General features: G+C 68.4%; 27 protein-coding genes and 5 pseudogenes. 22 read left to right on the forward strand and 10 right to left on the reverse strand.

What is annotated here, in order from left to right; translation table 11 throughout:
* Positions 1 to 21: 21 nt before the first annotated feature.
* Positions 22 to 573 (forward strand): SMI1/KNR4 family protein, encoded by a 552-nt coding sequence (locus tag IG84_RS0120165; protein ID WP_245659428.1) that lies wholly within the window; start codon positions 22 to 24, stop codon positions 571 to 573.
* A gap of 102 nt (positions 574 to 675) precedes the next feature.
* Here IG84_RS0120165 and IG84_RS41850 read toward each other — a convergent pair whose 3' ends face one another.
* Complete coding sequence (locus tag IG84_RS41850; RefSeq protein ID WP_211266491.1) at positions 676 to 849, reverse strand: hypothetical protein; 174 nt, start codon at positions 847 to 849, stop codon at positions 676 to 678.
* 493 nt (positions 850 to 1,342) lie between these two features.
* On the opposite strand from IG84_RS41850, the gene IG84_RS0120175 reads away from it, so the two are divergent.
* The 4 genes and pseudogenes from IG84_RS0120175 to IG84_RS0120195 all read left to right on the forward strand — a co-directional run bounded on the left by IG84_RS0120175 (position 1,343) and on the right by IG84_RS0120195 (position 4,364).
* The gene (locus tag IG84_RS0120175) at positions 1,343 to 2,098 is read left to right on the forward strand and encodes an SDR family NAD(P)-dependent oxidoreductase (protein ID WP_031059058.1); all 756 of its coding nucleotides are present in this window, start codon (positions 1,343 to 1,345) and stop codon (positions 2,096 to 2,098) included.
* A 69-nt stretch (positions 2,099 to 2,167) separates the two neighbouring features.
* Positions 2,168 to 2,799, forward strand: a pseudogene (locus tag IG84_RS40750) (IS5 family transposase); the annotation flags it as partial.
* A gap of 356 nt (positions 2,800 to 3,155) precedes the next feature.
* Positions 3,156 to 3,608, forward strand: coding sequence for an Rrf2 family transcriptional regulator (locus tag IG84_RS0120190; RefSeq protein ID WP_031059061.1), 453 nt, complete (start codon positions 3,156 to 3,158; stop codon positions 3,606 to 3,608).
* Between the two features lie 6 nt (positions 3,609 to 3,614).
* A complete protein-coding gene (locus IG84_RS0120195; protein ID WP_031059063.1) occupies positions 3,615 to 4,364 on the forward strand; it encodes an SDR family NAD(P)-dependent oxidoreductase in 750 nt (249 codons plus the stop codon).
* A 98-nt stretch (positions 4,365 to 4,462) separates the two neighbouring features.
* On the opposite strand, the pseudogene IG84_RS0120200 reads toward IG84_RS0120195, so the two are convergent.
* Positions 4,463 to 4,768, reverse strand: a pseudogene (locus tag IG84_RS0120200) (helix-turn-helix domain-containing protein); the annotation flags it as partial.
* Here IG84_RS0120200 and IG84_RS40000 point away from each other — a divergent pair.
* Positions 4,742 to 4,900 (forward strand): annotated as a pseudogene (locus IG84_RS40000) (transposase); the annotation flags it as partial. The pseudogenes IG84_RS0120200 and IG84_RS40000 sit on opposite strands and share 27 nt — an antisense overlap.
* Before the next feature lie 110 nt (positions 4,901 to 5,010).
* Here IG84_RS40000 and IG84_RS42315 read toward each other — a convergent pair.
* Together IG84_RS42315 and IG84_RS0120210 are read right to left on the reverse strand one after the other, a co-directional pair.
* Complete coding sequence (locus tag IG84_RS42315; RefSeq protein WP_245659429.1) at positions 5,011 to 5,142, reverse strand: CbrC family protein; 132 nt, start codon at positions 5,140 to 5,142, stop codon at positions 5,011 to 5,013.
* A gap of 128 nt (positions 5,143 to 5,270) precedes the next feature.
* Entirely contained in the window at positions 5,271 to 5,984 is a 714-nt protein-coding gene (locus IG84_RS0120210; RefSeq protein WP_078649084.1) for a hypothetical protein, read from the reverse strand.
* Positions 5,985 to 6,175: 191 nt separating this feature from the next.
* Between IG84_RS0120210 and IG84_RS42645 the strand changes: the two genes are divergently transcribed.
* The gene (locus IG84_RS42645; RefSeq protein ID WP_281179357.1) at positions 6,176 to 6,307 is read left to right on the forward strand and encodes a hypothetical protein; all 132 of its coding nucleotides are present in this window, start codon (positions 6,176 to 6,178) and stop codon (positions 6,305 to 6,307) included.
* Complete coding sequence (locus IG84_RS0120220; RefSeq protein WP_031059069.1) at positions 6,297 to 6,494, forward strand: hypothetical protein; 198 nt, start codon at positions 6,297 to 6,299, stop codon at positions 6,492 to 6,494. Before IG84_RS42645 ends, IG84_RS0120220 begins: the two co-directional genes overlap by 11 nt.
* Before the next feature lie 427 nt (positions 6,495 to 6,921).
* On the opposite strand, the pseudogene IG84_RS38115 reads toward IG84_RS0120220, so the two are convergent.
* The 3 genes and pseudogenes from IG84_RS38115 to IG84_RS0120235 all read right to left on the reverse strand — a co-directional run.
* Positions 6,922 to 7,305, reverse strand: a pseudogene (locus IG84_RS38115) (ACT domain-containing protein); the annotation flags it as partial.
* Positions 7,306 to 7,388: 83 nt separating this feature from the next.
* On the reverse strand, positions 7,389 to 8,744 hold the full coding sequence (locus tag IG84_RS0120230; protein ID WP_078649087.1) for a cation:dicarboxylate symporter family transporter: 1,356 nt from the start codon (positions 8,742 to 8,744) through the stop codon (positions 7,389 to 7,391).
* A gap of 153 nt (positions 8,745 to 8,897) precedes the next feature.
* Complete coding sequence (locus IG84_RS0120235; protein ID WP_031059075.1) at positions 8,898 to 10,064, reverse strand: mandelate racemase/muconate lactonizing enzyme family protein; 1,167 nt, start codon at positions 10,062 to 10,064, stop codon at positions 8,898 to 8,900.
* A gap of 106 nt (positions 10,065 to 10,170) precedes the next feature.
* Between IG84_RS0120235 and IG84_RS0120240 the strand changes: the two genes are divergently transcribed.
* From IG84_RS0120240 to IG84_RS0120280, 10 genes and pseudogenes are all read left to right on the forward strand, one after another.
* The gene (locus IG84_RS0120240) at positions 10,171 to 10,854 is read left to right on the forward strand and encodes a GntR family transcriptional regulator (RefSeq protein WP_031059078.1); all 684 of its coding nucleotides are present in this window, start codon (positions 10,171 to 10,173) and stop codon (positions 10,852 to 10,854) included.
* A 575-nt stretch (positions 10,855 to 11,429) separates the two neighbouring features.
* Positions 11,430 to 12,023, forward strand: a complete 594-nt coding sequence (locus tag IG84_RS0120245) for a TetR/AcrR family transcriptional regulator (RefSeq protein WP_031059080.1) — start codon at positions 11,430 to 11,432, stop codon at positions 12,021 to 12,023.
* A gap of 136 nt (positions 12,024 to 12,159) precedes the next feature.
* The gene (locus IG84_RS0120250) at positions 12,160 to 12,894 is read left to right on the forward strand and encodes an NADPH-dependent F420 reductase (RefSeq protein ID WP_031059083.1); all 735 of its coding nucleotides are present in this window, start codon (positions 12,160 to 12,162) and stop codon (positions 12,892 to 12,894) included.
* A gap of 83 nt (positions 12,895 to 12,977) precedes the next feature.
* On the forward strand, positions 12,978 to 13,685 hold the full coding sequence (locus IG84_RS0120255; RefSeq protein WP_031059086.1) for a nitroreductase: 708 nt from the start codon (positions 12,978 to 12,980) through the stop codon (positions 13,683 to 13,685).
* Between the two features lie 158 nt (positions 13,686 to 13,843).
* On the forward strand, positions 13,844 to 15,040 hold the full coding sequence (locus IG84_RS0120260; RefSeq protein WP_078649089.1) for a Gfo/Idh/MocA family protein: 1,197 nt from the start codon (positions 13,844 to 13,846) through the stop codon (positions 15,038 to 15,040).
* A 151-nt stretch (positions 15,041 to 15,191) separates the two neighbouring features.
* Positions 15,192 to 15,350, forward strand: a pseudogene (locus IG84_RS42320) (DUF6192 family protein); the annotation flags it as partial.
* Positions 15,351 to 15,356: 6 nt separating this feature from the next.
* Entirely contained in the window at positions 15,357 to 15,623 is a 267-nt protein-coding gene (locus tag IG84_RS0120265; RefSeq protein ID WP_078649091.1) for a hypothetical protein, read from the forward strand.
* 203 nt (positions 15,624 to 15,826) lie between these two features.
* On the forward strand, positions 15,827 to 16,342 hold the full coding sequence (locus IG84_RS0120270; protein WP_037800654.1) for a GNAT family N-acetyltransferase: 516 nt from the start codon (positions 15,827 to 15,829) through the stop codon (positions 16,340 to 16,342).
* An 11-nt stretch (positions 16,343 to 16,353) separates the two neighbouring features.
* On the forward strand, positions 16,354 to 17,064 hold the full coding sequence (locus IG84_RS0120275) for a maleylpyruvate isomerase family mycothiol-dependent enzyme (protein ID WP_037800627.1): 711 nt from the start codon (positions 16,354 to 16,356) through the stop codon (positions 17,062 to 17,064).
* A 138-nt stretch (positions 17,065 to 17,202) separates the two neighbouring features.
* Complete coding sequence (locus IG84_RS0120280) at positions 17,203 to 17,556, forward strand: hypothetical protein (protein WP_031059099.1); 354 nt, start codon at positions 17,203 to 17,205, stop codon at positions 17,554 to 17,556.
* 141 nt (positions 17,557 to 17,697) lie between these two features.
* Here the strand turns inward: IG84_RS0120280 and IG84_RS42325 are convergent, their stop codons facing one another.
* The 3 genes from IG84_RS42325 to IG84_RS0120295 form a co-directional block, all read right to left on the reverse strand.
* Positions 17,698 to 18,165, reverse strand: coding sequence for a type 1 glutamine amidotransferase family protein (locus IG84_RS42325; RefSeq protein ID WP_169749887.1), 468 nt, complete (start codon positions 18,163 to 18,165; stop codon positions 17,698 to 17,700).
* A 48-nt stretch (positions 18,166 to 18,213) separates the two neighbouring features.
* The gene (locus IG84_RS0120290) at positions 18,214 to 18,498 is read right to left on the reverse strand and encodes a hypothetical protein (RefSeq protein WP_031059103.1); all 285 of its coding nucleotides are present in this window, start codon (positions 18,496 to 18,498) and stop codon (positions 18,214 to 18,216) included.
* Between the two features lie 392 nt (positions 18,499 to 18,890).
* Positions 18,891 to 19,862: a GNAT family N-acetyltransferase gene (locus tag IG84_RS0120295; RefSeq protein WP_051862057.1), complete on the reverse strand. Its 972-nt coding sequence runs from the start codon at positions 19,860 to 19,862 to the stop codon at positions 18,891 to 18,893.
* A gap of 369 nt (positions 19,863 to 20,231) precedes the next feature.
* Here IG84_RS0120295 and IG84_RS0120300 point away from each other — a divergent pair, with 369 nt between their 5' ends.
* The 4 genes from IG84_RS0120300 (at position 20,232) to IG84_RS0120315 (ending at position 23,260) form a co-directional block, all read left to right on the forward strand.
* The gene (locus IG84_RS0120300) at positions 20,232 to 20,765 is read left to right on the forward strand and encodes a hypothetical protein (RefSeq protein ID WP_031059108.1); all 534 of its coding nucleotides are present in this window, start codon (positions 20,232 to 20,234) and stop codon (positions 20,763 to 20,765) included.
* A 31-nt stretch (positions 20,766 to 20,796) separates the two neighbouring features.
* The gene (locus tag IG84_RS0120305) at positions 20,797 to 21,315 is read left to right on the forward strand and encodes a hypothetical protein (protein ID WP_031059110.1); all 519 of its coding nucleotides are present in this window, start codon (positions 20,797 to 20,799) and stop codon (positions 21,313 to 21,315) included.
* Between the two features lie 124 nt (positions 21,316 to 21,439).
* Positions 21,440 to 22,642, forward strand: a complete 1,203-nt coding sequence (locus tag IG84_RS0120310) for a hypothetical protein (RefSeq protein WP_031059113.1) — start codon at positions 21,440 to 21,442, stop codon at positions 22,640 to 22,642.
* A 93-nt stretch (positions 22,643 to 22,735) separates the two neighbouring features.
* Complete coding sequence (locus tag IG84_RS0120315; protein WP_078649107.1) at positions 22,736 to 23,260, forward strand: hemerythrin domain-containing protein; 525 nt, start codon at positions 22,736 to 22,738, stop codon at positions 23,258 to 23,260.
* Positions 23,261 to 23,329: the final 69 nt, after the last annotated feature.

The following is a 23,329-nucleotide window of genomic DNA, read 5'->3' on the forward strand; positions in this document are numbered from 1 at the left end:
TGTGCCGGTAGCGTCCGTTCCGTGATCGCCCTCGACGCGCTCGTCCGCCTGTGCCCGCCGCCCGCCGAGCCGCCACCCGCGGTGGACTGGCCGCAAGCCGAGCGCGCCCTCGGTACGGCTCTGCCCGCCGACTACAAGCAACTTGTCGAGACTTACGGCGACGGCATCTTTGACGAGACGATCTGGCTGCTCGTCCCCGACTCCGCCTACGACGACTGCAACCTGCACACGCAGACAACGGAACGGGACGAGATCCTGGCCGACCTGTGGGAGTACGAGGACAAGCCAGCCGGCCTGCAGGAGGCGGGAGCGAAGGTCCTGCCGTGGGCATTCGAGGAGGGCACGGGAGCGTTCCTGTATTGGTTGGCGCGGCCCGGTCAGCACCCCGACGACTGGAGCGTGCTCTATAACGAGGGGCGCGGCCCACTGTGGGAGCACCACGACATGGGGTGCCTCGCCTTCCTGCTGGCGGTGCTCACCGGAGCGGCGGAAACGGAGTACTTCGGCTACCTCTACGAAGTGCTGAAGCCGACGGAGCACCGCTTCGCGACGGCCGACCAGACCCTTGGTTGACCGGGCAGTGATGCCGTATGCCGCTCTCGATGACCTGGCCTCGCCACTGACGCATCCAACTGAGCTTCGTATTTGGCCAGACCGGCCAAGTACGGCGCTCAGTCACAGCACCGCGCCGGATTCCTCGTCGTCCTCGGCGACGGCGCGGAATTCCACCGTATTCCCGGCAGCCTGCGGAGTGCGGGCGCCCTTCTGGGTCCTTTGAGCGGACGCCACGGGAAGTGTTCCGGCGGCGAGCACCGCGCGGACTTGGTCGAAAATGAGCATGTCCTCCATGGCGACCGAGGTCGCCGGCAGCCGTTTGGAGCAGCGGACGTACGCACAGCGGCACACTTCGCCCTCTCCCTGATGACGCGTGCGCGTGCGAGCGCGCGGCTCCCGATCCTCGCCGGTGGTACCCAGCTCATCAATCAAGATCCTGGGCGGGCAGTTGGGGCAGGAGTTCGTCTCAGTGAGCGTTGGGCCCGCCTGCAAACTCACGTCGTCCGGCCGGGACCTGCCCGCGGACGCCGAGCCGGCCGGTGTTGACCAGGTCGGCGCGCGGTGCTGGACAGCGGCGGTCAGCCGGTCGAGCTGTCCTTCGTCCACGCGGCTGCCGACCCGGCGGGCGTACCGAACTGCACCGGGCAGCCGCGGTCGGTCCGTACTGCCGGGGTGTACGGAGTCATCGTTGAAGATTGAACGCTACGTCTGAATACCGCCAGAACCGCTGGGCGTTCCGGTCGACGATTAGGTCATGTCCAAGACCGGAACAAGGAGCTCTACGGAGATGACGATGAATGGCGCGACGGCGCTCGACGGCAAGGTGGCGCTGGTGACCGGCGGCAGCCGGGGGATCGGGGCAGCGGTCGCGCTGCGGCTGGCCGAGGACGGCGCAGACGTGGCGCTGACCTACCAGGGCTCGACCGAGTTGGCCGAAGAGGTGGTCGCCAAGATCACCGCGATGGGGCGGACCGGCTGGGCCGTCCGGGCGGACAGTGCCGACCCGGGGGCGGTGCGCGGTGCGGTGGCGGCGGTCGTCGAGCGGTTCGGGCGGCTGGACATCCTGGTGAACAACGCGGGTGTTGGTGCCGTCGGGCCGATCGAGGCGGTGGGCCTCGACGAGATCGACCGGGTGCTTACGGTGAATGTTCGCGCGCCCTACCTCTATGCCCAGGCGGCGGTGGAGCACCTGGCCGAGGGCGGGCGGATCGTGAGCATCGGCAGCTGCATCGCCCAGCGCGTGGCCTTCGGCGGAAGCACGCTCTACGCGACCAGCAAGGCCGCGCTGATCGGCTTCACCAAGGGCATGGCCCGGGAGCTCGGCCCGCGCGGAGTCACCGTCAACCTGGTCCACCCGGGCCCGATCGACACTGACATGAATCCGGGCGACGGCGATTCCGCCGACTTCCAGCGCGGCTTCACCGCGCTCGGCCGCTACGGCACGGCGGCGGAGGTCGCGGACGCCGTTTCGTACCTGGTTGGCGAGAGCGCCCGGTACGTCACGGGCGCGGAGCTGGCGGTGGACGGTGGCTTTGCGGTCTGAGACCTCGCGAGTCCAGCTCCTATGCCCAGTCCAGTCCGAGTTCGCCGAGTTCAGGAGGGTGCGCAGGCCGTGGGTGGGCCGGCGGATGCGCGGGGTGCGGGCGCGGAATTGTTCCAGAGGGTGGTGCCGGAGGCGCCGACCCGACCGCAAGGCGGAGGCCGGCGTCGGCATGGTGACCGAGAGGTGCTGGTTGCGATCGTGTTCGTGGCCACGTCAGGCTGCACCTGGCAGCAGCTGCCGTCCGACTCGTTCGGGCCGTCGGGAGCGACAGCTCACCGGCGCTTCACGGAGTGGTCGAAGGCCAGGGTGTGGGCAAAGCTCCACCGCCCGGTCCTCGACGAGCTTGGCTCTCGCGGCGAGCTGGACTGGTCTCGCTGCGCAATCGACTCCGTGAACATGCGAGCCCTGAAAAGGGGGACCTGACAGGCCCGAATCCTGTGGACCGAGGCAAGTACGGCTCGAAGATCCACTTGATCACTGAGCGGACCGGTCTGCCCCTGTCTGATGGCATCTCCGGCGCGAACACGCACGACAGTCAGACCCTCATCCCGCTGGTGCAGGGAATGCCGCCGATCAGGTCCCGCCGTGGCCGACGGCGACGCCGGCCCGGCAAGCTCTATGGCGACAAGGGCTACGACTAAAACCACTTGCGACGATGGTTACGCAGCCGCGGGATCACGCCTCGGATCGCACGTAAGGGCACTGAGTCCTTTCCAACCTGCTGCAGGAGTCTGGCGGTTGGGCTGACAACGTGGTGAAGCCGCGCGGCGTCCTCGCAGTCGAGCGCCCGGCGCAGCACCCGCCGCCGTACGGTCAGGCGTCCCATGCCGCGCTCCGCTCCCGGGCTCCGCCGAGCTGACGGCGCCCGGGCCCTACTCGACTCTCCTTCGTCTCTCTTCTGCGGCCTGCTCCTGACCGCCCATCGGCCGGGCGACCTGCTCTTACGGCGGTTGCCCTTGCTGCCCGGGCCCTCGAAGTCCCCGCTCGCGTCTCCTGTCGGTGACCCTTTGACGGCATCCGATGTAACTATTATGGTTACTTTGAAGGAGGTGATCTCGTGGCGGGCAACAGTCAGCTCACCGTGGCAGCGCACGCTCTGACGTGGATCGAACTGCACCATCGACGCGAAGGGGGAGTCGCAACATCCGAGAGGATCGCGGGTAGCGTCAATACCAACCCCGTCGTGATCCGGCGACTGCTCGGCCGGATGCGCGATGCCGGACTGGTGCGCTCTCGACGGGGCGCTGAGGCGGGGTGGGTACTCGCCAGACCGCTGGAAGACATGACCCTGCGGGACGTGTACGAGTCGATCGAGCCGGCGCCGCTGTTCGCCGTGCACCGCTCTGACCCCAATCTCGACTGTCCGATCGGTTTCGGTATCCGGCCCGTGATGCGTCTCGCGTACGCGCGCGTCGAGGAAGCCGTTCGCGCCGAGTTGGAGAACATAACGCTGGCCGATGTGCTGAGGGATGTCTTGGCCAGCTCTCATCCCACAGAACTGGAGCATTGATCTGTCATGGGGCAACTTGACGGAAAGACTGCCGTTGTCACCGGTGGCAACAGTGGAATCGGATTGGCCAGTGCCAAGCGATTCGCCGCCGAGGGTGCGCATGTGTTCATTACTGGGCGACGGCAGGAGGCACTTGATACTGCACTTTCCGAGATCGGTTCGAACGCCACCGGCGTCCGGGGCGACGTGTCCGATCTCGCCGATATCGACCGGCTTTACGCTGCCGTCGCCGACCAGGGACGGCGCGTGGATGTGCTCTTCGCCAACGCCGGCGGTGGCGAATTCTCCACCCTGGAGCATGTCACCGAAGAGCACTTCGACACCATCTTCGGCACCAACGTGAGGGGCATGCTCTTCACCGTCCAGAAGGCGCTTCCTCTGCTGAATGACGGAGCCTCAGTGATCCTCACCGGCTCCACCGCGGCGAGTTCCGGTGGCGAAGCGTTCGGCGTCTATGCCGCGTCCAAGGCAGCCATCCGTTCTTTTTCCCGAACCTGGGCCAATGAGCTCAAGCATCGCAAGATCCGTGTCAACACCCTCGTCCCCGGGCCCATCGCAACACCCGGCAACGCCGGCCTCGCCCCCAATCCGGATGAGGCAGCCAAGCTTTGGGGCTTCTTCGCGAGCCAGATTCCCCTGGGCCGCATGGGCCGCCCAGATGAGGCAGCCGCCGCGGCGCTTTTCCTCGCCAGCGACCAAAGCAGTTTCGTCACCGGTACGGAACTCTTCATCGACGGCGGCCTCAACCAGATCTGACCGCCCGCAGCCTCACTTTTCCCTCCTCACTCTGAGCTGACCAGGTGCAGGGCGAGGCGGAGGAGTCTGCAGGTTTTGAGGGTGGCCATGGCCTGCTCGATGCGGTCGATCGGCAGGAGGGTGCCGCCGAGGATCACGAACGCCTTCGTCGACGCGGTCTGTATCGCGTCGGCCAGGGTGGGCGCGAGGCCGGCCAGGGGTTCGACAGCCTCGGTGACATACCGGTAGGCGGTCGTGGTTCCGATGCCGAATCCGGCTGCGAGCTGGGCATACGTGTGTCCCGCCCGCAGGTGGGCGAGTGTGAGCAGGGCCTGGCGGCGGGCGCTCAGGCGCCGCCAGCGGGAGCCGATCGCGCGACGGTGCGGGAAGAGCTCACTGACTCCAGCCAGCAGCTGGGACGGCACCGCTGGACCGTCGAACGCACCATGGCCTGGCTCGCCGGACGCCGACGTCTGCACCGGCGCTACGAACGCAAGGCGAGCCGCTTTCTGGCCTTCACCAGCATCGCCTGCACTCTCATCTCTACCGACGACTAGCCCGAGCAGACGACTTCTAGGATGCGTCAGTGTAGGCGAGATGGGCGCCGCAGACGGTGCAGCGGAAGAGCATGGCGGTCGTCCCGTCGCCCAGGTGGGTCAGGAAGTGCTCAAGCTGGTTTTCGTCGTGCCAGCCGTCCCTTGTTGCGCTTACAGCAGGCGCACGTCTCGGCGGCCGCGCGGATGGACCCACTTGCTAGGGGGTCTGGGTGATAACGGAAGAAGGGCAGGCCGGCACTCATCACCGGTTCCCGATCTGCGCCCTGGTGGCCATGCCTACTGATCCCATGGAGAGCAGTCTGTCCGCGAGCGATTCCCTGATCAAACGCGGCGAAGGATTCTTCATGGCCCAGCCAATTGAGACGGCTTGTTACTTGCTGTTCCGCCGATTCAGCCGTACGCAGCCCCACGTGCCGGCCGCGACGGCCAGCGTTGCCAGGCCGCCGATTGGCCCTATGTGTGAGCTGGAATCCAGCTCCGCTTCCCTTTTCTCCGTCGGAGCGGCTGCGCCCTGGGGGTCGTACAGCACGCGCATTTTGTCGCCTGGCTTCACCGATTCCGCTTCGCAGCCCTCCTCCTCCGACAGCCGAGGTGAGATCTCCCAGCCGTCGGGGGTACGGAGCGTGCACTTGTCGGTCTTGCGATCGTCGACGTCGAGCACCACGGCCTCGGCCCACCGGCCCCGCTTCTCCAGTGCCCGCTCGCTGCCGGCCGTTTGAGTGGTCAGCGCCAGCACGGCTGCGGCAACGAGGGCAACGGCGAGCGCGACGAGGCCGAGCTTCGGCGTCTTCAGACCACGGCGGTGGCGGAGCCAGAGGATCGGCAGCAGGACAAGCACCAGGAGGAACGCCACGACGATCAGCAGCGCGGAGATGAGGGAGGCCGCGCCGCGCAGCAGGGCCGGCAGTGGCACCACCGGCGAGAACCACAGCAGGCCCGTCAAGGCCGTCACGCACGCGGCGTTGACCAGGAGCCACATCGGGCCCGCATGGCGTCGGGGAGGGGTGTTCTCGGCCGGCTGAGCTGCCCGGTCGGCTCCTGCCGCGAGTTCGTGTATGTCCTTGTTCCCCGTCACGCGTTCCATACCTCTCTCCGTCTGCGTCGACCTGTGGCCGGACGAGCGTACGGGGCACGGAATCCAGACCCATCGGCGAGGTCTTGTGCGACTGTCCAGCCGTCCGATGCTTCCTCGACGGACAGGCCCCGGCACGGGCCATAGCGCGCGCCGGTGGCGGCGCTACGGTAAGAGCACAGCATCCCGGCTAAGGGGGCGTCATGGCCCACCGCAACGGCGACGACGACGCGATCTACGACGTGGACGGCTACCCGCTGCTGGACGCCGAGACGGTCGACGAGTCGAAACCCGACCCGGACGAGAATGAGGGGGAGGACGACGGTGGAACGTGACGACCGTGGTCGCCGCTGGGCCGAGCCGTACCTGCTGCGCCTGCCTCCCGCCCGGCTTCAGGGCGACTCGAACGACCTGCGCTGCCCGGAGCACCCCGACGTCGCGTATGCGCGGCTCCTGGGCCGGGTCTGGGTGTGCCCGAGCTGTGTGCGATCCGCCGTCCAGCGCCGCGGCCGCGACCACTGACCTCCTATACGGCCTTGGGGCACAGCGGTACAGCGGTTAACGCTGAGCCGGTGGAGGATGTCCCGGTCTGGGTAGGGTCCGGGCTGTGAATGAGGATCAGGAAATCCGTGCCCGAGCCGTGGACCTGGCCGCCCGCAGGAGCGTCGTTTCCTGCCCGGGTAGGCCGGCCGCTGACAGTGCCCGGCGGTGGCAGCATCGGCCGGACACAGGGCGCACCGCCGGGCCGGTCCAGTCCCGCTCACGTTGTCCTCGGCTTGGCGGGAGATGTTCGGTTCGAGTGTGACGGGCTGGAGGTCGCCGAGGTGATCCGCGAGCGGACCGAAGCCGGGCAGCGGTAGCCGCCGCACCGCTTCGTACGGGCCCCGGAGACCGCTTAGGTCTCCGGGCCTCAGGCGTTTTCGCGGCTTGAGGCGGGGTGGTGTCGCGGCGGTTGTCGGGCGATGGCCTGGCAGACGCGGGCGGCGCCGGGCGTGTAGACCATCGAGAGGTCGTCACGGTCGCGGATGGGGTGCTTCGACGACATCTCGATCTTGCCGCCGAGGTGCATCAGGAACCTACGGTCGGAGACCTTGGCGAGCGAGGCGCCCTCGAACTCGCGCAGCTTCTGGACGATTTCGTCGGCGTGGGTCGTGGACGTGGCCGAGATGGTGACGTCGATGCCGAGGCGGTCGGCGTCGGAGGAGGTGACGTCAAGGGCGGTCACCGAGCCGCCCAGCGTCTCCATGGAGGCGGCCAGCTGAGAGACGGCGCCACCTCCCGCGGGGACTTCGAGCCGGATGGTCATCGAGTAGGAGACGCTGGGCGCGCTCATGCGGGCTGTCCTCTTCTGCTGTTGCTTCGGTGGTGCGGGGCGGTGGGTGGTGTCCGCCGCCCGATGTGGGTGCGGTGGAAGGATCAGGTGTCGGCGCTGACCTTGGCGGCGTCGGCTTCGGCCGACGGTGGGGGCGGCGGGGGCGCCTTGCCGGACTTCAGGACCTTGCGGGCCTGGTCGGTGTCGAAGTCGTTCTCCCACTTGCCGATCACGATGGTGGCGACGGCATTACCGAGGACGTTGATGAAGACCCGGCCTTCGTTGAGGATGCGGTCGATGCCGACGATCAGCGACAGCGCGGCCAGGGGGATGTGTCCGACCGCGGTGACGGTGCTGGCGAGGACGATGAACGCGCCGCCCGCGATGCCGGCGGTGCCCTTGCTGGTGAGCATCATGACGCCGACCATCACGAGCTGCTGCTGCCAGGAGAGGTCGATGCCCATGGCCTGGGCCAGGAAGAGGGAGGCCATCGTGAGGTAGACCGCGGAGCCGTCCAGGTTGAAGGAGAACCCGGAGGGGATGACGATGCCGACCACGGGACGGCCGATGCCGAGGGTCTCCAGTTTGCGCACCAGTTGCGGCAGTACCGCCTCGCTGGAACAGGTGCTCAGGGCCACCAGCAGCTCGGCCTTGAGGAAACGCATCAAGCCGAACAGGCTCAGCCGGCAGCTCCGCATGATGGCCCCGAGCACGACCAGGACGTAGACGATGCAGGTCGCGGTGAACAGGATGATCAGGTAGCCGAGCTGCTTGAGGCTCTCGGCCCCGTAGGTGGCCACCACGGTCGCCAAGGCGCCGAAGGTGCCCAGCGGCGCCAGCCGCATCACCCAGCCCACGATCCGGAACACGACGTCCGACAGCGCCCGGATACCCCGAGTGAGCGGTGCGCCGTCCTCGCCGGCCATGTTCAGGGCCACACCGAAGACGATCGAGACCATCAGGGCGGACAGGATGGCGTCGCCGGTGATCGCGCCCAGCAGGGAGGTGGGGATGAGGGAGGAGATCAAGCCGGTGAAGGTGGCGTGCTCGGTGGCGGTCTCGGGCACGTCGTCCGCGTTCAGCGAGGAGGGGTCGACGTCCAGACCGGAGCCGGGCTGGAAGAGGTTGGCGACCACCAGCCCGATCAGCATGGACACCAGGGACAGCACCAGGAAGTAGCCGATCGCCTTGACCCCGATCCGGCCGGCCTTGCGCAGGTTGTCCATGGAGGCGATGCCGGTGGACACCACGCAGAAGACGACCGGGATCACGATCATCTTGACCAGCGCGATGAACCAGTCGTTGAGGGGCTTCAGATCCTCGCCGAACCCGGGGGCGAGGATGCCGACGGCGATGCCGAGGACCGCGGCCAGCACGACCTGGAACCACAGCTCACGTATCAGACGGTTCAGCCGTGACCGCTGTGAGCGGCCGGCGGCGGTGGGGGTGGTGCTTGTCATCGTTGGTGCTCCCTTGCACGACGATCGTGTAGCCCTGTCCCGTGGGGGTGCGGGGACGCGATGCGGCTCGCGTCCCCGGGGTCGTACGTGAGGCCCGGATGGAGCTGCGGCGACGGCCCGCGGCGTGAGCGAGCCGTGCTGCCGCGGGGCCGGTCAGCTGTGCAGGGCGCGCAGCACCTTGTAGAAGGCGGCCTTGCCCTCGAAGCCGATGCCGGGGATGTCGGTCAGGCCGACGCGGCTCTTCTCGACGACGGCGTCGTCGGCGAAGCCACCGGTGGGCTGGAACTCGCCCGGGTAGGACTCGTTGCCGCCGAGCTTGAGGGCGGCGGCGATGTGCAGGGAGAACTGGTGCCCGCCGTGCGGAATGCAGCGCCGTGAGGACCAGCCGTGCTGGCGCAGCATGTCCTGGATGCGCAGGTACTCCACCAGGCCGTAGGAGAGTGCGGGGTCGACCTGGATGGTGTCGCGGTCGGGGCGCAGCCCGCCGTAGCGGATCAGGTTGCGGGCGTCCTGGAGGGAGAAGAGGTTCTCGCCGGTGGCGATGGGTCCGCTGTAGTGCTCGGCGACCGTGGCGTTGAGGTGGTAGTCCAGCGGGTCGCCGATCTCCTCGTACCAGAACAGCCCGTACGGCTCGATGGCCCGGCCGTACTCCAGTGCCGTGTTGAGGTCGAAGCGGCCGTTGACGTCGACGGCCAGCCGCGAGCCGTCACCCCCCAGGACGTCGATGACGGCTTCGATACGGTGCAGGTCCTCGGCCAGGTCGGCGCCGCCGATCTTCATCTTGACGACGTCGTAGCCCAGGTCGAGGAAGCCGCGCATCTCGTCCTGGAGGTCGGTGAGGGTCTTGCCGGGGGCGTAGTAGCCGCCGGCGGCGTAGACGAAGACGGAGTCGTCAGGGTGCCCGTCGCCGTAGCGCTCGGAGAGGTACTGGTACAGCGGCTTGCCCTCGATCTTGGAGGCGAGGTCGAACAGGGCCATGTCCACCACACCGACCGCGACCGACCGCTCGCCGTGGCCGCCGGGCTTCTCGTTGCACATCATCACCTCCCACGCCTTGGCGTGGTCGAAGCGCCCCTGCTCGTCCAGGAGGCTGCCGGGCTCGGCGGCGGTCAGACGGGGCAGGATGCGGCGGCGCAGGATCTCGCCGGCGCTGTAGCGGCCGTTGGAGTTGAAGCCGTAGCCGACGACGGGCTTGCCGTCGCGGACGACGTCGCTCTCGATCGCCACGATCGAGCAGTCCATGGAGCTGAAGTCGATCCAGGCGTTGCGAATCGAGGAGCTGATCGGGACGACGCCCTCGTACACGTTGGTGATCTTCACAGCGGCGCCTTTCTCATATCTTATAAGATGTGTCGGTGTTAGGCTGAGGCGACATGACGAGGCTGTCAAGAGGGTGCGCACACCCGGGAAGGACTCACAGGGGGCGATGGCCGGCACGAACCTCTTCGTCAGCAAAAGTGATCTCGCCTACGCGGAACTGCGCGGCCAGATCCTCTCCGGCACCCTTCCCGCCGGGGCCCGGCTTGCGCAGTACGATCTCGCCGACTCGCTCAACATGAGCATCACACCGCTGCGCGAGGCGATCCGCCGCCTCAGCAGCGAGGGCCTGGTCACCGTCGAGACCCACCGCGACGTCCGCGTCTCCACCATGAGCTCCGACGAGGCCCGCCAGCTGTTCGAGGTCCGCCTCTCCCTCGACCCGACCGCCGCCGAACTTGCCGCGCAACGCCGCACCGACGACGACATTGCCACTCTGCGGAACGCGGTCGACAAGCTGCTCCCCGTCACCCGCCAGTGGGGCGAGGAGGCACTCGCGGCCCACCGTGCCTTCCATCAGGCGCTTTACCGGGCCTCGCACAACGACGTCCTCATCCGCCTGCTGGACGACCTGTGGGACAAGTCCGACCGCTACCGGCGCCTCGGCCTCGAACTCCCACCCGGCGACGAACCCCGCACCCGCGACCTCCAGGAGCACCACCAGCTCGTCGACCTCATCGAGAACAGCCAGGCCACCAAGGCCGCCCAGCTGATGCACAATCACATCACCCACAGTCTCACCGCCACCGCCATCAGCGCCCTGGAGGACCGCGAAAGCGCCCACACCGCGTGACGCGCTGATGGACATCCGGCAGCTTGCGTACTTCTTGAGTACTTCCTGGCGATCGTCTACTCCGATGGCTTCAACCGGGCCGCCCCCGCCCTGTAGGCAGCAGCGCCACCACCGCGGAGTTCACCGACAAGCTCCTTGAGCTTCGCTGACCGGGGCCCCGTACCTCACCGTCGAGCAGGCTGCGCGCGAAGTCCTCGACGAGCAGCCCGCAGAGCCCGCGCGCACACCAAGGTCGAGGCGGTATGGACGATCCCGCCCCGACGCACCGCACAGGCCGCCTTCAGCCTTTCCCTTTCTCCCGAGCCGCGCGCCCCACCGGTCTTTCGGTCTTCCTTCCCCACAAGGGCCGAACCGCGTCTTCGGCTGCACCCCGTTCCGCAGCGAGGAGAAACGACAAGGCGGCATCGACAGCCTCGGCCGCGTCGGCGCGGCTCATGTCGATTAAACGCGCCGCCCGTGTGGCAGTAGCCCGGCGGTGCCGGGTTGACCGGATGCCGCCTCCGTTTTACGCTCGACCTTGTGCGGAGACAGCCTCCGCTTTTTTGGAAGTGGCGTCACGTGAAGCAGGAGGACGTATGAGCGGCAAGCAGCAGGGGCGTAAGCCCCGTGCGGATGTCCAGCGCAATCGTGCGGCCCTCCTTGCGGCGGCGCAGCGTCATTTCCTGCGGGACGGTGTCGGTGCCTCCCTGGAGGCGGTGGCCAAGGAGGCGGGGGTGGGCCCCGGCACGCTGTACCGGCACTTTCCGACCCGGGAGGCGCTGCTGGCAGCCGTGCTGCAGACGCGTTCGGAGGAGCTGGTGGCCCGCCGGGCGGACATCGCGCAGCTCGGTGACGCCTCCGAGAGGCTGCGCCAGTGGTTGCGGGCGATGGAGGAGTACTTCAGCGCCTTCAGCGGGCTGCCGGAACCGCTCATGGCCGCGGCCAGAGCGCAGGACCCGGACAACCCGCTCACCCTGCCCTGTGATGACCTCATCACCACCACCGACGAGTACCTGCGCGCCGCTCAACTCGCGGGCCACGCGCGGCCGTCGGTGAAGGGCTACGACCTGTTCCTCGCAGCGATTTCCACTGCCTGGATCAGCGGCACCGGCGCCACTGACGAAGAATCGCTCGGCCGCCTGCGCGCTCTCATCGAGAGCGGATACCGCGAACAGGACGACGAGGAGTAGGCCACCGGCCGCTCTCCTTACAGCCGGACGCCGGCGCCGTCGGTCATTCCTGCGGTGTCGCATGCCCGCGCGCAGTCACCCATCACACCCTGGCCACTCCTTCAAGGGGGTGGCGCAACCTCGAGAGGGACAAATCATGAGAATTGGCGTTATCGGCACAGGGCCGATCGGGACGACGCTGGCGCGCAGGCTCAGCGCCGGCGGACACGACGTTGCGGTGGCCAACTCCCGGGGCCCCGAGACGATCGATGCCGAGGCGCTGGAATTCGGGGCGCACGCGGTGACCGCGGCCGACGCCGTCCAGGGCAAGGACGTCATCGTTCTGTCCATCCCGTTCGGGCGGATCCCGGCGGTGGCGCCGCTGTTCGCCTCCGTACCCGGCGAGACCGTGGTCATCGACACCTTCAACTACATGCCCCACCGGGACGGCGCCATCGAGGCGGTGGACAACGGCCAGGTGGAAAGCCTGTGGGTCACCGAGCAGCTGGGGCGGCCCGTGGTCAAGGCGTGGAACGCCGTGCTGTCACAAACGCTCCAGGCCGGGGACGCTCCGGCGGGCACCCCGGACCGCATCGCTCTGCCGGTCGCGGCCGACTCCGAGGAGGCGCGACGCGTGGGCATGCGCTTGGTGGACGAAACGGGCTTCGACCCCTTCGACGCCGGGGTGCTGGCCGACTCCTGGCGCCAGCAGCCGATGATGCCCGCCTACTGCACCGAACTGGGCCTGCAGGACCTGGAGAGGGCCCTCAACTCGGCCGACCGGGACGAGGCCCCGCGCAACCGGGATCGCATGATGGAGCGCTACTTCGAGTACACCTCCACGCCCACGCGGGAGCAGCTCGTCGAGCTCAACCGCTCCCTCCACCGCTGACGCACCTGGCGCTGCCGCCGCGTTCAACCCCGTGAGACGCAACCGTGGTCTCCGCCACGGATCCACCCTTGAAAGGAATTGTTTTGCCCGCCACAGCTTCGCCCATCACCGACATCGTGCGCTCCCGGTACTCCGTCCGGAAATTCCACCCCACCCCGCTGTCCCCGTCGGACATCCGCGGCGTGCTGGAAGACGCGCAAGCTGCCCCGTCGAACTGCAACACCCAGCCCTGGACGGTGCATGTCGTCTCGGGCGCGGCGCGCGACGCCCTGAGCAAGGAACTGCTCAAGGCCGATGAGGAGGAGCGGTTCTCCTACGACTTCACCTTCGACTACGCCGACTTCGGCGAGGGAACCTACCTCGACCGGGCGCACGACCACGCCGCGACCGTGTACGGAGCTCTGGGGATACCCCGCTCGGACCGGGCAGCAAGGAACGCGCATGCCCGGGAGAACCTGAACTTCCACGGAGCCCCCCACGCCGCGTTTCTCTTCATGCCGAAGTTCGGCGACGGGGTGCGGGCGGCCGGTGACATCGGCATGTACGCACAGAACTTCCTGCTCTCGCTGACGGCCCGGGGACTCGGGGGCATTCCGCAAACCATGCTCGGGATGTATGCGGACACCGTCCGCGAGTTCCTGGGCGTTCCCGAGGAGCTCAAGCTGCTGTTCGGCATCTCCTTCGGCGCCGCTGACCTGGCCGCACCGGCGAACAGCTTCCACGTGGGACGCGTCCCGCTGGAGCAGAGCGTCGTCCTGCACGACACCCCCGGAGTCCTCGACGAGCGGTAGCCCCCGCCGGCAACGGACAGGGGCAAGAGGGCTGCTCCTCCGGGAGACGCAGCCCCGCTGACGGGGCCTGAGGGGCATCAGCCCTGCCTCTGCCCGCATGCTCCCCGCCCCGCCTATGGCTGCGGCGTGAGCACCAACATCCGATAGGCGACCGCCATATGCCCCTTCCGGGCAAGAAGAGAGGAACCAGTACCTTGTCAACTGCCTCGGCCACGCCGACCGCCTCCGCCGCCGATCCGCTGAGGCTTCCTGTAGGGGTAGGCATCATCGGCTTGAGCGCGCGTGGCGGCTGGGCCGCGCGCGCCCACGTGCCGGCCCTGGAAGCGCTCAACGACAGGTTCGAACTTCGCGCCCTGAGTACCAGCAGCGCCGAGTCCGCCAGGGCCGCCGGAGAAAAGTACGGCGTTCCGCTGACATTCGGCAGCGCCGATGAGCTGGTGCACCGCGACGAAGTCGACCTGGTGGTAGTAACGGTGAAGGTTCCCCACCACCGGGAGCTCGTCGAGGCGGCCTTGCGCGCGGGCAAGAACGTGCTGTGCGAGTGGCCGTTGGCGAACGGCCTCGCAGAGGCTGAGCGCCTGTCCGGCCTTGCCACCAGCGCGGGCGTTCGTGCTTTCGTGGGGCTTCAGGCCCGAGCCAACCCCGCCCTGCGGTACCTGCGCGATCTGATCGCCGAGGGGTACGTCGGGGAGGTGCTGTCCACCAGCATGATCGCCTCGGGTGCGGCCTGGGGAGCCACCTTCTCCTCCGGCGACGAGTACCTGCTCGATCGGGACAACGGCGCCACCCTGCTCACCATCCCCTTCGGGCACACCATCGACGCACTGTCGATGGTGCTGGGTGAGTTCACCGAAGCCACCGCCATCACGGCGGTCCGGCGCCCCCGCGTCGCCAACCCTGCGACCGGCGAGAGCGCGGCCATGACCGCCGCTGACCAGGTCGCGGTCACAGGCGTTCTGGAGAGCGGGGCCGTCGCCTCCGTCCACTACCGCGGGGGATCCTCCCGCAGCACGAACTTCCACTGGGAGATCAACGGAACCGACGGCGACCTCGTCGTCACGGCGCCCAGCGGGCACCTGCAGCTGGCACCCGCCACCCTGCACGGCGCCCGCGGCACCGACGCCCAGCTCACCGAAGTCCCTGTCCCTACCGATTACGAGAAGGTTCCCGCCCTCAGCGGCCGCTCCGAGGAGCCCTCTTACGCCCTCGCCCATGCCTACACCGCTCTGCACAAAGACCTGACCGAGGACACACACACCGTTCCTGATTTCCCCCACGCGGTCCGTCGCCACCGCCTTCTCGACAGCATCGAACGCGCCGCAGCCACGGGTAGGCGCGTCCACATCGGACGCTGAAGCGCTCCGGCTCGTACTCGCGGGCTCCGCATCTCTTGACGACACGCATGACTGGGCTCGATAACCCGCATGACCGGACTCGACAAGGGGCCGGACCCGCGATGCGCGGGGGAGAGGAAGATGCCGCGGCGCGTGAGCGCGCGTCGTCCCCGGCAGCCTGCGTGACCGGAGGCTCGGCGAGGACGAACGCACCATCGTTCACGACAACGTTGCGAAAATCCGCGCCACCTGCGACTGCATCGAACATGTCATCGAAACCAGCGAGGTGGACATGGACGTTGAGCTGGCTCGCCTTGTGAAAGGGGGGTAGCTGTGCGTGCCACCGCGCCGCTGCGAGGGCGGGCGGCGCAGAGGAGAAGCCGCCCGCCGGCATGCCGAGTGCATCTGCCGGATTCTGCTGGCCGACTCTGATCAACTGGAGTCGTACGAGGTCGCGTCCGCGCGGGAGAAGCTGACCGAGGTCCGCCGGTTCATCACCGGCACCCTCGCCCCGCACGCGGCCCTGGACCCGGACGACAAGCGGGTCCAACACATCCTCACCCATCTCGACTCCGTCGAGGCGCCCCTCGACCTCATCGCCTGACCCGGCCGACCCCGGCCCACCGTGAAGGAGGTGGCGCATGCGGCGGCGCCCTCACCCCTCGGACCGCAGTAACGCGAAGTGGGCCGTGATCGAGGGGGTGTTGCCGCCGCCCGCGTGCATCACACCAACCGACGGGCGGCCGGAGAAGTGGTGGTGCAGAATTGGATGGACACGGCTCGGTGCGGTGGCCGATGCTTTCGGACATGATCCGGGCCGTCACTGTGGACGACATCGCGGAGATCCGCGCGATGATCCGCGAACTCGCTGAGTACGAACGGGCTGCTGAACAGGCCCGAGCGACCGAGGAGCAGCTCCGCGACGTGCTGTTCGGAGACCATCCCGCTGCGTTCGCACTGATCGCTGAGGACGACGAGACGGGGCAGGCCGTGGGCTATGCCCTGTGGTTCCCCCGTTTCTCGACCTGGACCGGCACGCGCGGGATGCACCTGGAGGACCTCTACGTACGGCCGCACGCGCGAGGTGGAGGACACGGCAAGGCTCTGCTCGCCGCTCTGGCCGCGGTCTGTCAACAAAACGGCTACGAGCGCTTCGAGTGGTGGGTGCTGGCCTGGAACGAACCGACGATCGACTTCTACACGTCGCTCGGCGTGGAGCTGCTGAACGAGTGGACGGTATGCCGGCTGAGCGGTGAACCACTCAAGGAACTCGCTGCACAGGCCCCGGCCCCGGCAGTCCTCGACCAGACTCCCGCCCAGTAGGAAAGAGGGGCATGCAACCTCCTGTCGCAGCCGTGATCGAAGCCCACCGGACACTGGAGAGGGTCGTGGCCAAGCTGAGCGACCAGCAGGTCGCCGAGGCATCCGCCCTTCCGGGCTGGTCACGCGGCCACGTTCTCGCGCATCTCACCGACAACGCGAGAATGTTCGCCCGTCTCGCGGAACATGCCCTGCGTGGTGAACTCGTAGCGGGCTACAACGGCGGGGTCGACGAGCGCAACGCGATCATCGAGGCGACGGCCGGCCGCAGCGCAGCCGAGCACTGCGCGCAACTCGCCCTGCACACGGCCGGGTTGGAGGCATCCTGGGCACGCGCCACAGACGTGGACTGGAGCCGTCCGGTAACGTTCCGCAACGCGAACCTCGCCGCAACCGTCTTCGCACGCTGGCGCGAGGCATGGATCCACATGGTCGATCTGGAACTCGGCGTACGGCCGGAGGACTGGCCCGAGGACCTGGCCGCACACGCCATCGACTTCCTCCTCGGCCGCCTTCCGGCCGGCACACGCGTCCGTGCGAAGGACGTGGACCGCCAGTGGTCCGTCGGCGACGGGCCGCCGGGCACGGTGGTTACCGGAGGCGTGCGCGACCTGGCGGCCTGGCTGGCCGGACGTACGCCCGTTGTGTCACCAGTGGCCGCGGGGGAGCTGCCTGCTCTGGGGCCCTGGCCGCCCCACCCTCCACAGCGCCTGGACCGCCTGTGACCTCGTCACCGGGCAGGGCGTGGGGCACGCCGATCTCGGCCCGATCGGCGGAAAGAATTGCCTGCATCGCCCCGTAACCGCGTGCCCGTGGCCGGCCGACAGCACAGCCGGATTCCGTTCTCGAAAGGAAGGAGCGCCATGCGTGCCGACATCGTGTGGTGGGACCTGTCCGCCTCCGGACAGACCATCGAGTCCATGCGTGAGTACCTGCGTGAGGAATCCGTCGCCGCGTTCTCTGAGGTGCCCGGGCTTCGCTTGAAGATGTGGCTCTCCGATCCGGACACCAACCGGTGGGGAGCCGTCTTGTTGTGGGAGTCGGAAGAGGCGTCCCAGCAGGCGCTGCCCAGCCGGGCGCTCGAACTCATCGGCTACCCACCGCAGGTCGCGCACGGGTTCGAAGTGGAGGCCACGGCCGAAGGGTCATACGAAACGGAACGACTCGCCCTGCAAGGGCTGGCCTTCGCCGAAACCACGCAGGGGAAGTCAAGCTGACGGGCAACCAGAGGGGACAGCAGGTCCTGACCCTCCGCTTGTTTCGCCACGTCCACGGCTCACGCGTACCTCAGACAACGCGTTGCGCTCAGAGGTCGTCGTCGTGAGGGCAAGCGGGCCCGAAATGCTGACTCCGAGGCGTCAGCGCAGTGCAACCACGCCCGCGTGGACGGCATGCAAGGCGCGCTCGACAGTCTCCTGATTTTCGCCGACCGGAGCCACGTAGTCGATGACGGCGCGTGCGGCGTCCTCCCCGAGTATCCGGGTGATCACCCAGGTGGCGAGATACTGAGAGGCCAGGCAGCCGCCTGCCGTAGCGATGTTCCCCTCGGCATGGAACGGCGCGTCCAGCACGGTGACGTCACATGCCTCGACGTACGGCCGGCTCTTCATATCTGTGCAAGCCGGCATGCCATTCAGCAACCCGAGCCGGGCCAACGCGCGCTCAAGCTCATCACGCGGTCGAGGGCCGCCTATGTAGGTGCCCACCTCCGGTGAGGTGAACAACTCGATGAACGCCGCACGGTCCCGGCTCTCGGACTCGCGGAGCACGAGCCGCTCGGTCCTTATCGGCGCAGGCGGCCAGGCGACGGATCCCAGTTCGGCCATGGCGAGCAACCTACCGCACCACCATGAGCGTGATCCGAAAGAGAAGCCCTAGCGCCGCCGGAAGACGAGAACCGCGCTGTAATCACCGACTCCGACCCGGGTGTCCTTGGCCGACGAGATGGCAGACATACGGTCCAAAATCCAACCGCCTGTCTCAACACGCTCGATGGTGTCGGCCAGTTCTTCCTCGATCTGGCTGTCGACGCTCCCCCGAGCGGTGCGGGACATGCCGCCTTTCAGCCACACACTCACCGCGAACACGCGCCGGCCCTGCCGGATATACGCACGCGCCTGCGCTGCGACCTCGCTCGGTCGGTTGTCATTCAGCGTCATGGCTCCCCCGCGGCTCCACCCCGTCACAACCCGTCACATGCGTTCGCAGTCCTACCCGGTCACGGACGCACTCACGCCCAGCGAAGCATCGGTCGCCGTCAGATGCACTGCGAGGCCAGCAGGGACGGGCCGACCGGCCAGGGGCCAGGTCCGGACGACGGCGTACGCCTCGGTGACCTGCTCCACTACGGGCACGGCGGGCCCGTCCCCGACCGGCATAGCGGTGAGGACGGGCGCCGCCGTGTACAGGCTGGGTGGTTTTGCATTCGGGGCGGGAGTGGACAGGACCTCGACAGTGGTCCAGGAGGTGTCTTGCCGTCGGCACTGGTTCGGAATATTCACGGGTTCTGACAGCACCGGGCCTTCCTGGCGGGCCGAGCGCGGCGGTGGTCTCAGCGCCAGTCGTCGATCACATACGCGTCGGGGTGGCTGTACCCGGGTTCGTTGGGCCTGTGCATGGTCACGCCCTGCAACCAGGTGCGGAAACCGCGGTCGATCATGCGCCGGTAGGCATCCGGGCGACCCAGGTTCATGCCGGCGTCCAGTTGCCCCAGCCCGCGCTCGGCGGCGAGCCGCTCGCATGCGTCGAGCAGTCGCTCGAACCGGTCGGCGGCCTCCGGACCAGGACGTACGGCGCCGAATTTGACGAAGCACACGTCCTCGCCGGCCTCCGACCCGGCTCCGCAGTGGCAGACGGCCAGGCCGTCGAGCTCGGAGCCGGCGCCAGGGAGCAGGATGGTGTCACCGAGTCCCTGCGCATGGGCGGCCACGATCTCGCGTTCCAGGTTCAGGCCCTCGTACACGGCTCCGGTCAGTGCGCGACAGCGGCTCAGTGCATCGGGCCGCTCGGCGGCGGGCAGGTCGCCGTAGAGCATCCGGCCGGGGACTGCGGCACCGTCTGTGACCTGCTTCTTCATGATGGCTGTGAGGAATCGAGGCCAGAAACCGTACCGGCGGTAGAGCTCAAGATGCTTGGGACTGTGCGAGAAGGTGAACAGGCCGACGTGGCGGTTCCCCCAGGCGTCGAAGCAGTCGATGACCGGCTCCATCAGACGCCTGCCGATGCCCTGGTCCCACAGATCCGGACGTACGGTCAGCGGTCCGAAAAACCCGACGCTGCCCCAGTCAGTGGCGAAGTTCGATCCGACTACTTCGCCCTCGACCGTCGCCGCGAACGCCGCCTGTGGATCGGCCGCCCAGCGGGTGCGGACGTAGTCGACGGTCCCGAACGGATCAGGTGCCCCCAGGAAGGTCCCGAAGGCGCCCCTGCAGATCTCATCGGCCCGATCCAGGTCCGCCTCACCCAGCGGGCGGACTGATACCGGGGCCGCGCCACTCTTGCGCTCCGCTACTGGTGGGACCATCACTCTCTCCCTCCGACACCCTTTTCCATCGCACCACGGAGGTGCGCCGCAGGCGAGGCGAACGGTCCGGCGACACCCCCGAGGATCGAGGACCAAGCCGGTCTAACCTGCCTCTTCGCGGGAACCGCAGCAGGTAGCCGGCGCCAGCGACCACCGTGGCCGCCTGGATCGTCCTCTCCGACTCCACACGGTGCAGCCGTCACACAAGGTGATGATCTATAAGCGGCGCGGATCGGCTACTGCGGGTGCCGAGGCTCAGAAAAGTCACCCCTGCCCGGCGGGAGGGGCGCTCGGGTGACGCCGTCGTCCGAAGGAGGCGTTCGGCGCCGGGGCCGAGATATGCGCGGGCCCACGGGTACTCGTGGCCGCATGATGAAGCGCGCACTGTACCAAGGCGTGATCGCCGGTGCCGCCGGAGTGGCGGTGATGACGCTGGGCGAGAAGGCGGAGCAGCGCCTGACCGGGCGGCCGGACTCGTATGTTCCGGCCCGCACCCTGGCGCGCCTGACCGGCATGGCCGACCGGCCCGGGGAGGAGCGGGTGCCGACGAACCGGGTCATGCACGTGGGCCAGGGCGTCCTGCTGGGCGTCCTCCGCTCGGTCATGGCGCACGTCGGGCTGCGCGGCCCGTGGTCCTCGGCCAAGTTCGCGGTGGTCCGGCTGACCAACGACCAGATCCTGGAGAACGCGACCGGGGTCGGCGCGCCGCCGCAGACGTGGCCGCGCGCGGAACTGGCGGTGGACCTGCTGCACAAGACGGTCTACGCCTTCGCCACCGGCGCGGTCGCCGATGCCCTGGCCGCCCGTTCCGGGCCCGGTCCGGGACAGCGGCACGCCATGCTGCGGCCCGGCCGCCGCCCCGATGCGGGGCCGGTGGCCCGGGAGAACGCCCAGGGCCGATGAGCGGGACGGCACCGGAGGAGAGGAAGCGATCGTGACCCGTACTGACCCGCGCGGCCCGCAAGGCGACCGGCTCGCGCTGCTCGGTGTGTACCTGAACGACCATCTGGCCGGGGCGACGTTCGGTACGGAGCTGGCGCGCCGGCTGGCCAGGAGTCCCGTGGACGCCGCGGCCGGTGAGACGCTCAAGGCGCTGTCGGCCGACATCATGGCGGACCGGGCGGCCCTGCTGCGCATCATGAAGGACCTCGGCATCCGGGCCCGGGGCTACAAGGCCGGCGCGGGCTGGGCCGCCGAGAAGATCGGCCGGCTCAAGAACAACCGCCGTCTGCTGTCCCGCTCACCGCTCAGCCCGCTGCTCGAACTGGAGGTGCTCAGGTTGGGCGTGGAGGGCAAGGCCGCGGGCTGGCGGACGCTGCGCGAGCTGGCCGAGGCCGATGACCGCCTGGACGCGCCCAGGCTCGACAGCCTCCTGAAACGCGCCGTCCACCAGGTCGAGATCCTCGAGGACCTGCGCGTCCAGCAGGCCGCCAAGAGCTTCCGCACGGCCTGACGGCTCCTGCCTGGCCCATGTGTGCCGCGTCGCCGGGTGGAATCGGCCCGTTCGCCGATTCGGCGTCCCGCGGCGGGGTACCCCGGCCATCCTCGGACCCACCCCCTTTGCCAGGGAGGCCCCCATGGCGTTCAGTCCTCTGGAGCAGCGGGGCATCCCGCTGGACCGTCAACTGCGCAACTGGCGTGAGCTGAACGTGACGCCGATCGATCCCGACCACTGCGACCCGTACACGCGGTGCCGGATCATCACGATGAACGGCATCGAGGTCGAGGCGATCCTCTTCAGCCACCAGTTCGCCCGGCACTGTCCGGACCCGGAGGTCAAGCGGCAGCTGGCGCGGACGCGCTACATCGAGGCGCAGCAGCAGAAGGCGGTGAACTGGCTGCTGCCGGGCGTCTCGTCGGTCCTGGAGACCACCATCGCGTACGAGCAGGTCGCGGTGGACCTGACCGCCTGGGTGGCGCGCAGCGAGCCGGACCCGTATCTCCAGCAGGCGTACCAGTTCGGCGTCCTGGAGGACTTCGACCACCTGTACCGGTACGCCAACCTCTACGAGATGATCGAGCACCGCAAGGCGGAGTCGGTCGTGGACGGGCTGACCGAGGTGATGCCGGGCCGCCCGACCCGTATGCACCACCGCCATCCGGTGGACAACGTGCGCGAGCCGTACGACAAGGCCCGTACCGATCCGCTGTCGAAGCTGCACGCGCTGACGGTCATGTCGGCCGAGCAGCAGACGATGAACTTCTACATGAATGTCGGGCCGACCTACATGGAGCCGATCGCCCGGCAGCTGTACCAGGAGATCGGGCTGATCGAGGAGGAGCACGTCACGCACTACGAGTCCCTGGTGGACCCGGGGGAGACGTGGTGGGAGCAGCTGGTCAACCACGAATACAACGAGTGCTACCTCTACCACTCCTTCATGGAGACCGAGAGCGACCCGAAGGTGAAGGCCATCTGGGAGCTGCACCTGAACCAAGAGCTGGAACACCTCCATCTCGCCTGTGACCTGATGCACCGTCACGATGGACGGGACCCGGCCGAGATCCTGGCACCCGAACTGCCCAACGTGCTGACGTTCGAGCCCAACAAGGGGTACCTGCGCGAGCTGATCGCCGAGCAGCTGGACCTCACCACGCTGGGCACCGGCTACGTCCGCGAGGCCCACGAGCGCTTCGAGGCCATGCAGGAAGCGCTGAACGGCGGCGAGGCACCGCCCAGCGACCGCGTCATGGAGGAGCACCACCAGACCTTCGGCCGCGAGTACCGGATGCAGTCCGGGGGCGACCACCCCGTGCCCGAGCTGCGCGAGAAGAGCTGAGACGACCGCATCGACGCCTTGGAGGACAAGGTGAGTCCAGCGACGGCACCCACCCCTGCACCCGCACCCGAGCAGGACGTGGTCGCCCTGCTCATGGGCCAGCACGGGGAGATCCGCAACCTCTTCGACGAGGTGGAGCAGAGCACCGGCGACATCCGCCGGGACGCCTTCCGGCGCTTGGTGCGGATGCTCGCTGTGCACGAGACGGCCGAGGAGGAGGTCGTCCATCCGTATGTGAAGCGCGCCGTGGACGGGGGTGCGGACATCGTGGCGGACCGGCTGGCCGAGGAGAACGCGGCCAAGGAGGTGCTGAGCGAGCTCGACGGGATGGATCCCGAGGACTCCGCCTTCATGCCGCGGCTGCTGGAGCTGCGTTCCGCGGTGATGGGCCACGCCCGCGCGGAGGAGCGGTACGAGTTCGCCCAGCTGCGGCGGCTGAACGACGCCGGCCGGCTGGCCACGATGGCCAAGGCCGTCAAGGCAGCCGAGGCGACGGCGCCCACCCATCCGCATCCCGGCACAGAGACCGCCGCGAGGAACCTCGCCGTGGGCCCCGTGGCAGCGGTGATGGACCGGGCCCGGGACGCCATCCGCAAGGTCATGGGCAAGGACGGCTGACCGCGACGCCGGCCCCGGGCCTCACTGAGGCGTCAGTGAGGCCCGGGAGTTGAGTACGGCCACGCCGGT

The organism is Streptomyces ochraceiscleroticus, from assembly GCF_000720485.1.
In the GTDB taxonomy this organism is placed as follows: domain Bacteria; phylum Actinomycetota; class Actinomycetes; order Streptomycetales; family Streptomycetaceae; genus Streptomyces; species Streptomyces ochraceiscleroticus.

What these genes read in the sequence shown, in the direction of transcription:
- IG84_RS0120175 (WP_031059058.1), top strand. Translation starts at nt 1,343, where the DNA reads ATGACGATGAATGGCGCGACGGCGCTCGACGGCAAGGTGGCGCTGGTG.
- IG84_RS0120295 (WP_051862057.1), bottom strand. Translation starts at nt 19,862, where the DNA reads ATGGTCCCACCAGTAGCGGAGCGCAAGAGTGGCGCGGCCCCGGTATCA.
- IG84_RS41850 (WP_211266491.1), bottom strand. Translation starts at nt 849, where the DNA reads ATGGAGGACATGCTCATTTTCGACCAAGTCCGCGCGGTGCTCGCCGCC.
- IG84_RS0120280 (WP_031059099.1), top strand. Translation starts at nt 17,203, where the DNA reads ATGCGTGCCGACATCGTGTGGTGGGACCTGTCCGCCTCCGGACAGACC.
- IG84_RS0120290 (WP_031059103.1), bottom strand. Translation starts at nt 18,498, where the DNA reads ATGACGCTGAATGACAACCGACCGAGCGAGGTCGCAGCGCAGGCGCGT.
- IG84_RS0120250 (WP_031059083.1), top strand. Translation starts at nt 12,160, where the DNA reads ATGAGAATTGGCGTTATCGGCACAGGGCCGATCGGGACGACGCTGGCG.
- IG84_RS0120275 (WP_037800627.1), top strand. Translation starts at nt 16,354, where the DNA reads ATGCAACCTCCTGTCGCAGCCGTGATCGAAGCCCACCGGACACTGGAG.
- IG84_RS0120210 (WP_078649084.1), bottom strand. Translation starts at nt 5,984, where the DNA reads ATGGAACGCGTGACGGGGAACAAGGACATACACGAACTCGCGGCAGGA.
- IG84_RS0120310 (WP_031059113.1), top strand. Translation starts at nt 21,440, where the DNA reads ATGGCGTTCAGTCCTCTGGAGCAGCGGGGCATCCCGCTGGACCGTCAA.
- IG84_RS0120195 (WP_031059063.1), top strand. Translation starts at nt 3,615, where the DNA reads ATGGGGCAACTTGACGGAAAGACTGCCGTTGTCACCGGTGGCAACAGT.
- IG84_RS0120240 (WP_031059078.1), top strand. Translation starts at nt 10,171, where the DNA reads ATGGCCGGCACGAACCTCTTCGTCAGCAAAAGTGATCTCGCCTACGCG.
- IG84_RS42645 (WP_281179357.1), top strand. Translation starts at nt 6,176, where the DNA reads ATGGCCCACCGCAACGGCGACGACGACGCGATCTACGACGTGGACGGC.
- IG84_RS42325 (WP_169749887.1), bottom strand. Translation starts at nt 18,165, where the DNA reads ATGGCCGAACTGGGATCCGTCGCCTGGCCGCCTGCGCCGATAAGGACC.
- IG84_RS0120245 (WP_031059080.1), top strand. Translation starts at nt 11,430, where the DNA reads ATGAGCGGCAAGCAGCAGGGGCGTAAGCCCCGTGCGGATGTCCAGCGC.
- IG84_RS0120270 (WP_037800654.1), top strand. Translation starts at nt 15,827, where the DNA reads ATGATCCGGGCCGTCACTGTGGACGACATCGCGGAGATCCGCGCGATG.
- IG84_RS42315 (WP_245659429.1), bottom strand. Translation starts at nt 5,142, where the DNA reads ATGAGTGCCGGCCTGCCCTTCTTCCGTTATCACCCAGACCCCCTAGCA.
- IG84_RS0120230 (WP_078649087.1), bottom strand. Translation starts at nt 8,744, where the DNA reads ATGACAAGCACCACCCCCACCGCCGCCGGCCGCTCACAGCGGTCACGG.
- IG84_RS0120260 (WP_078649089.1), top strand. Translation starts at nt 13,844, where the DNA reads ATGCCCCTTCCGGGCAAGAAGAGAGGAACCAGTACCTTGTCAACTGCC.
- IG84_RS0120300 (WP_031059108.1), top strand. Translation starts at nt 20,232, where the DNA reads ATGATGAAGCGCGCACTGTACCAAGGCGTGATCGCCGGTGCCGCCGGA.
- IG84_RS0120315 (WP_078649107.1), top strand. Translation starts at nt 22,736, where the DNA reads ATGGGCCAGCACGGGGAGATCCGCAACCTCTTCGACGAGGTGGAGCAG.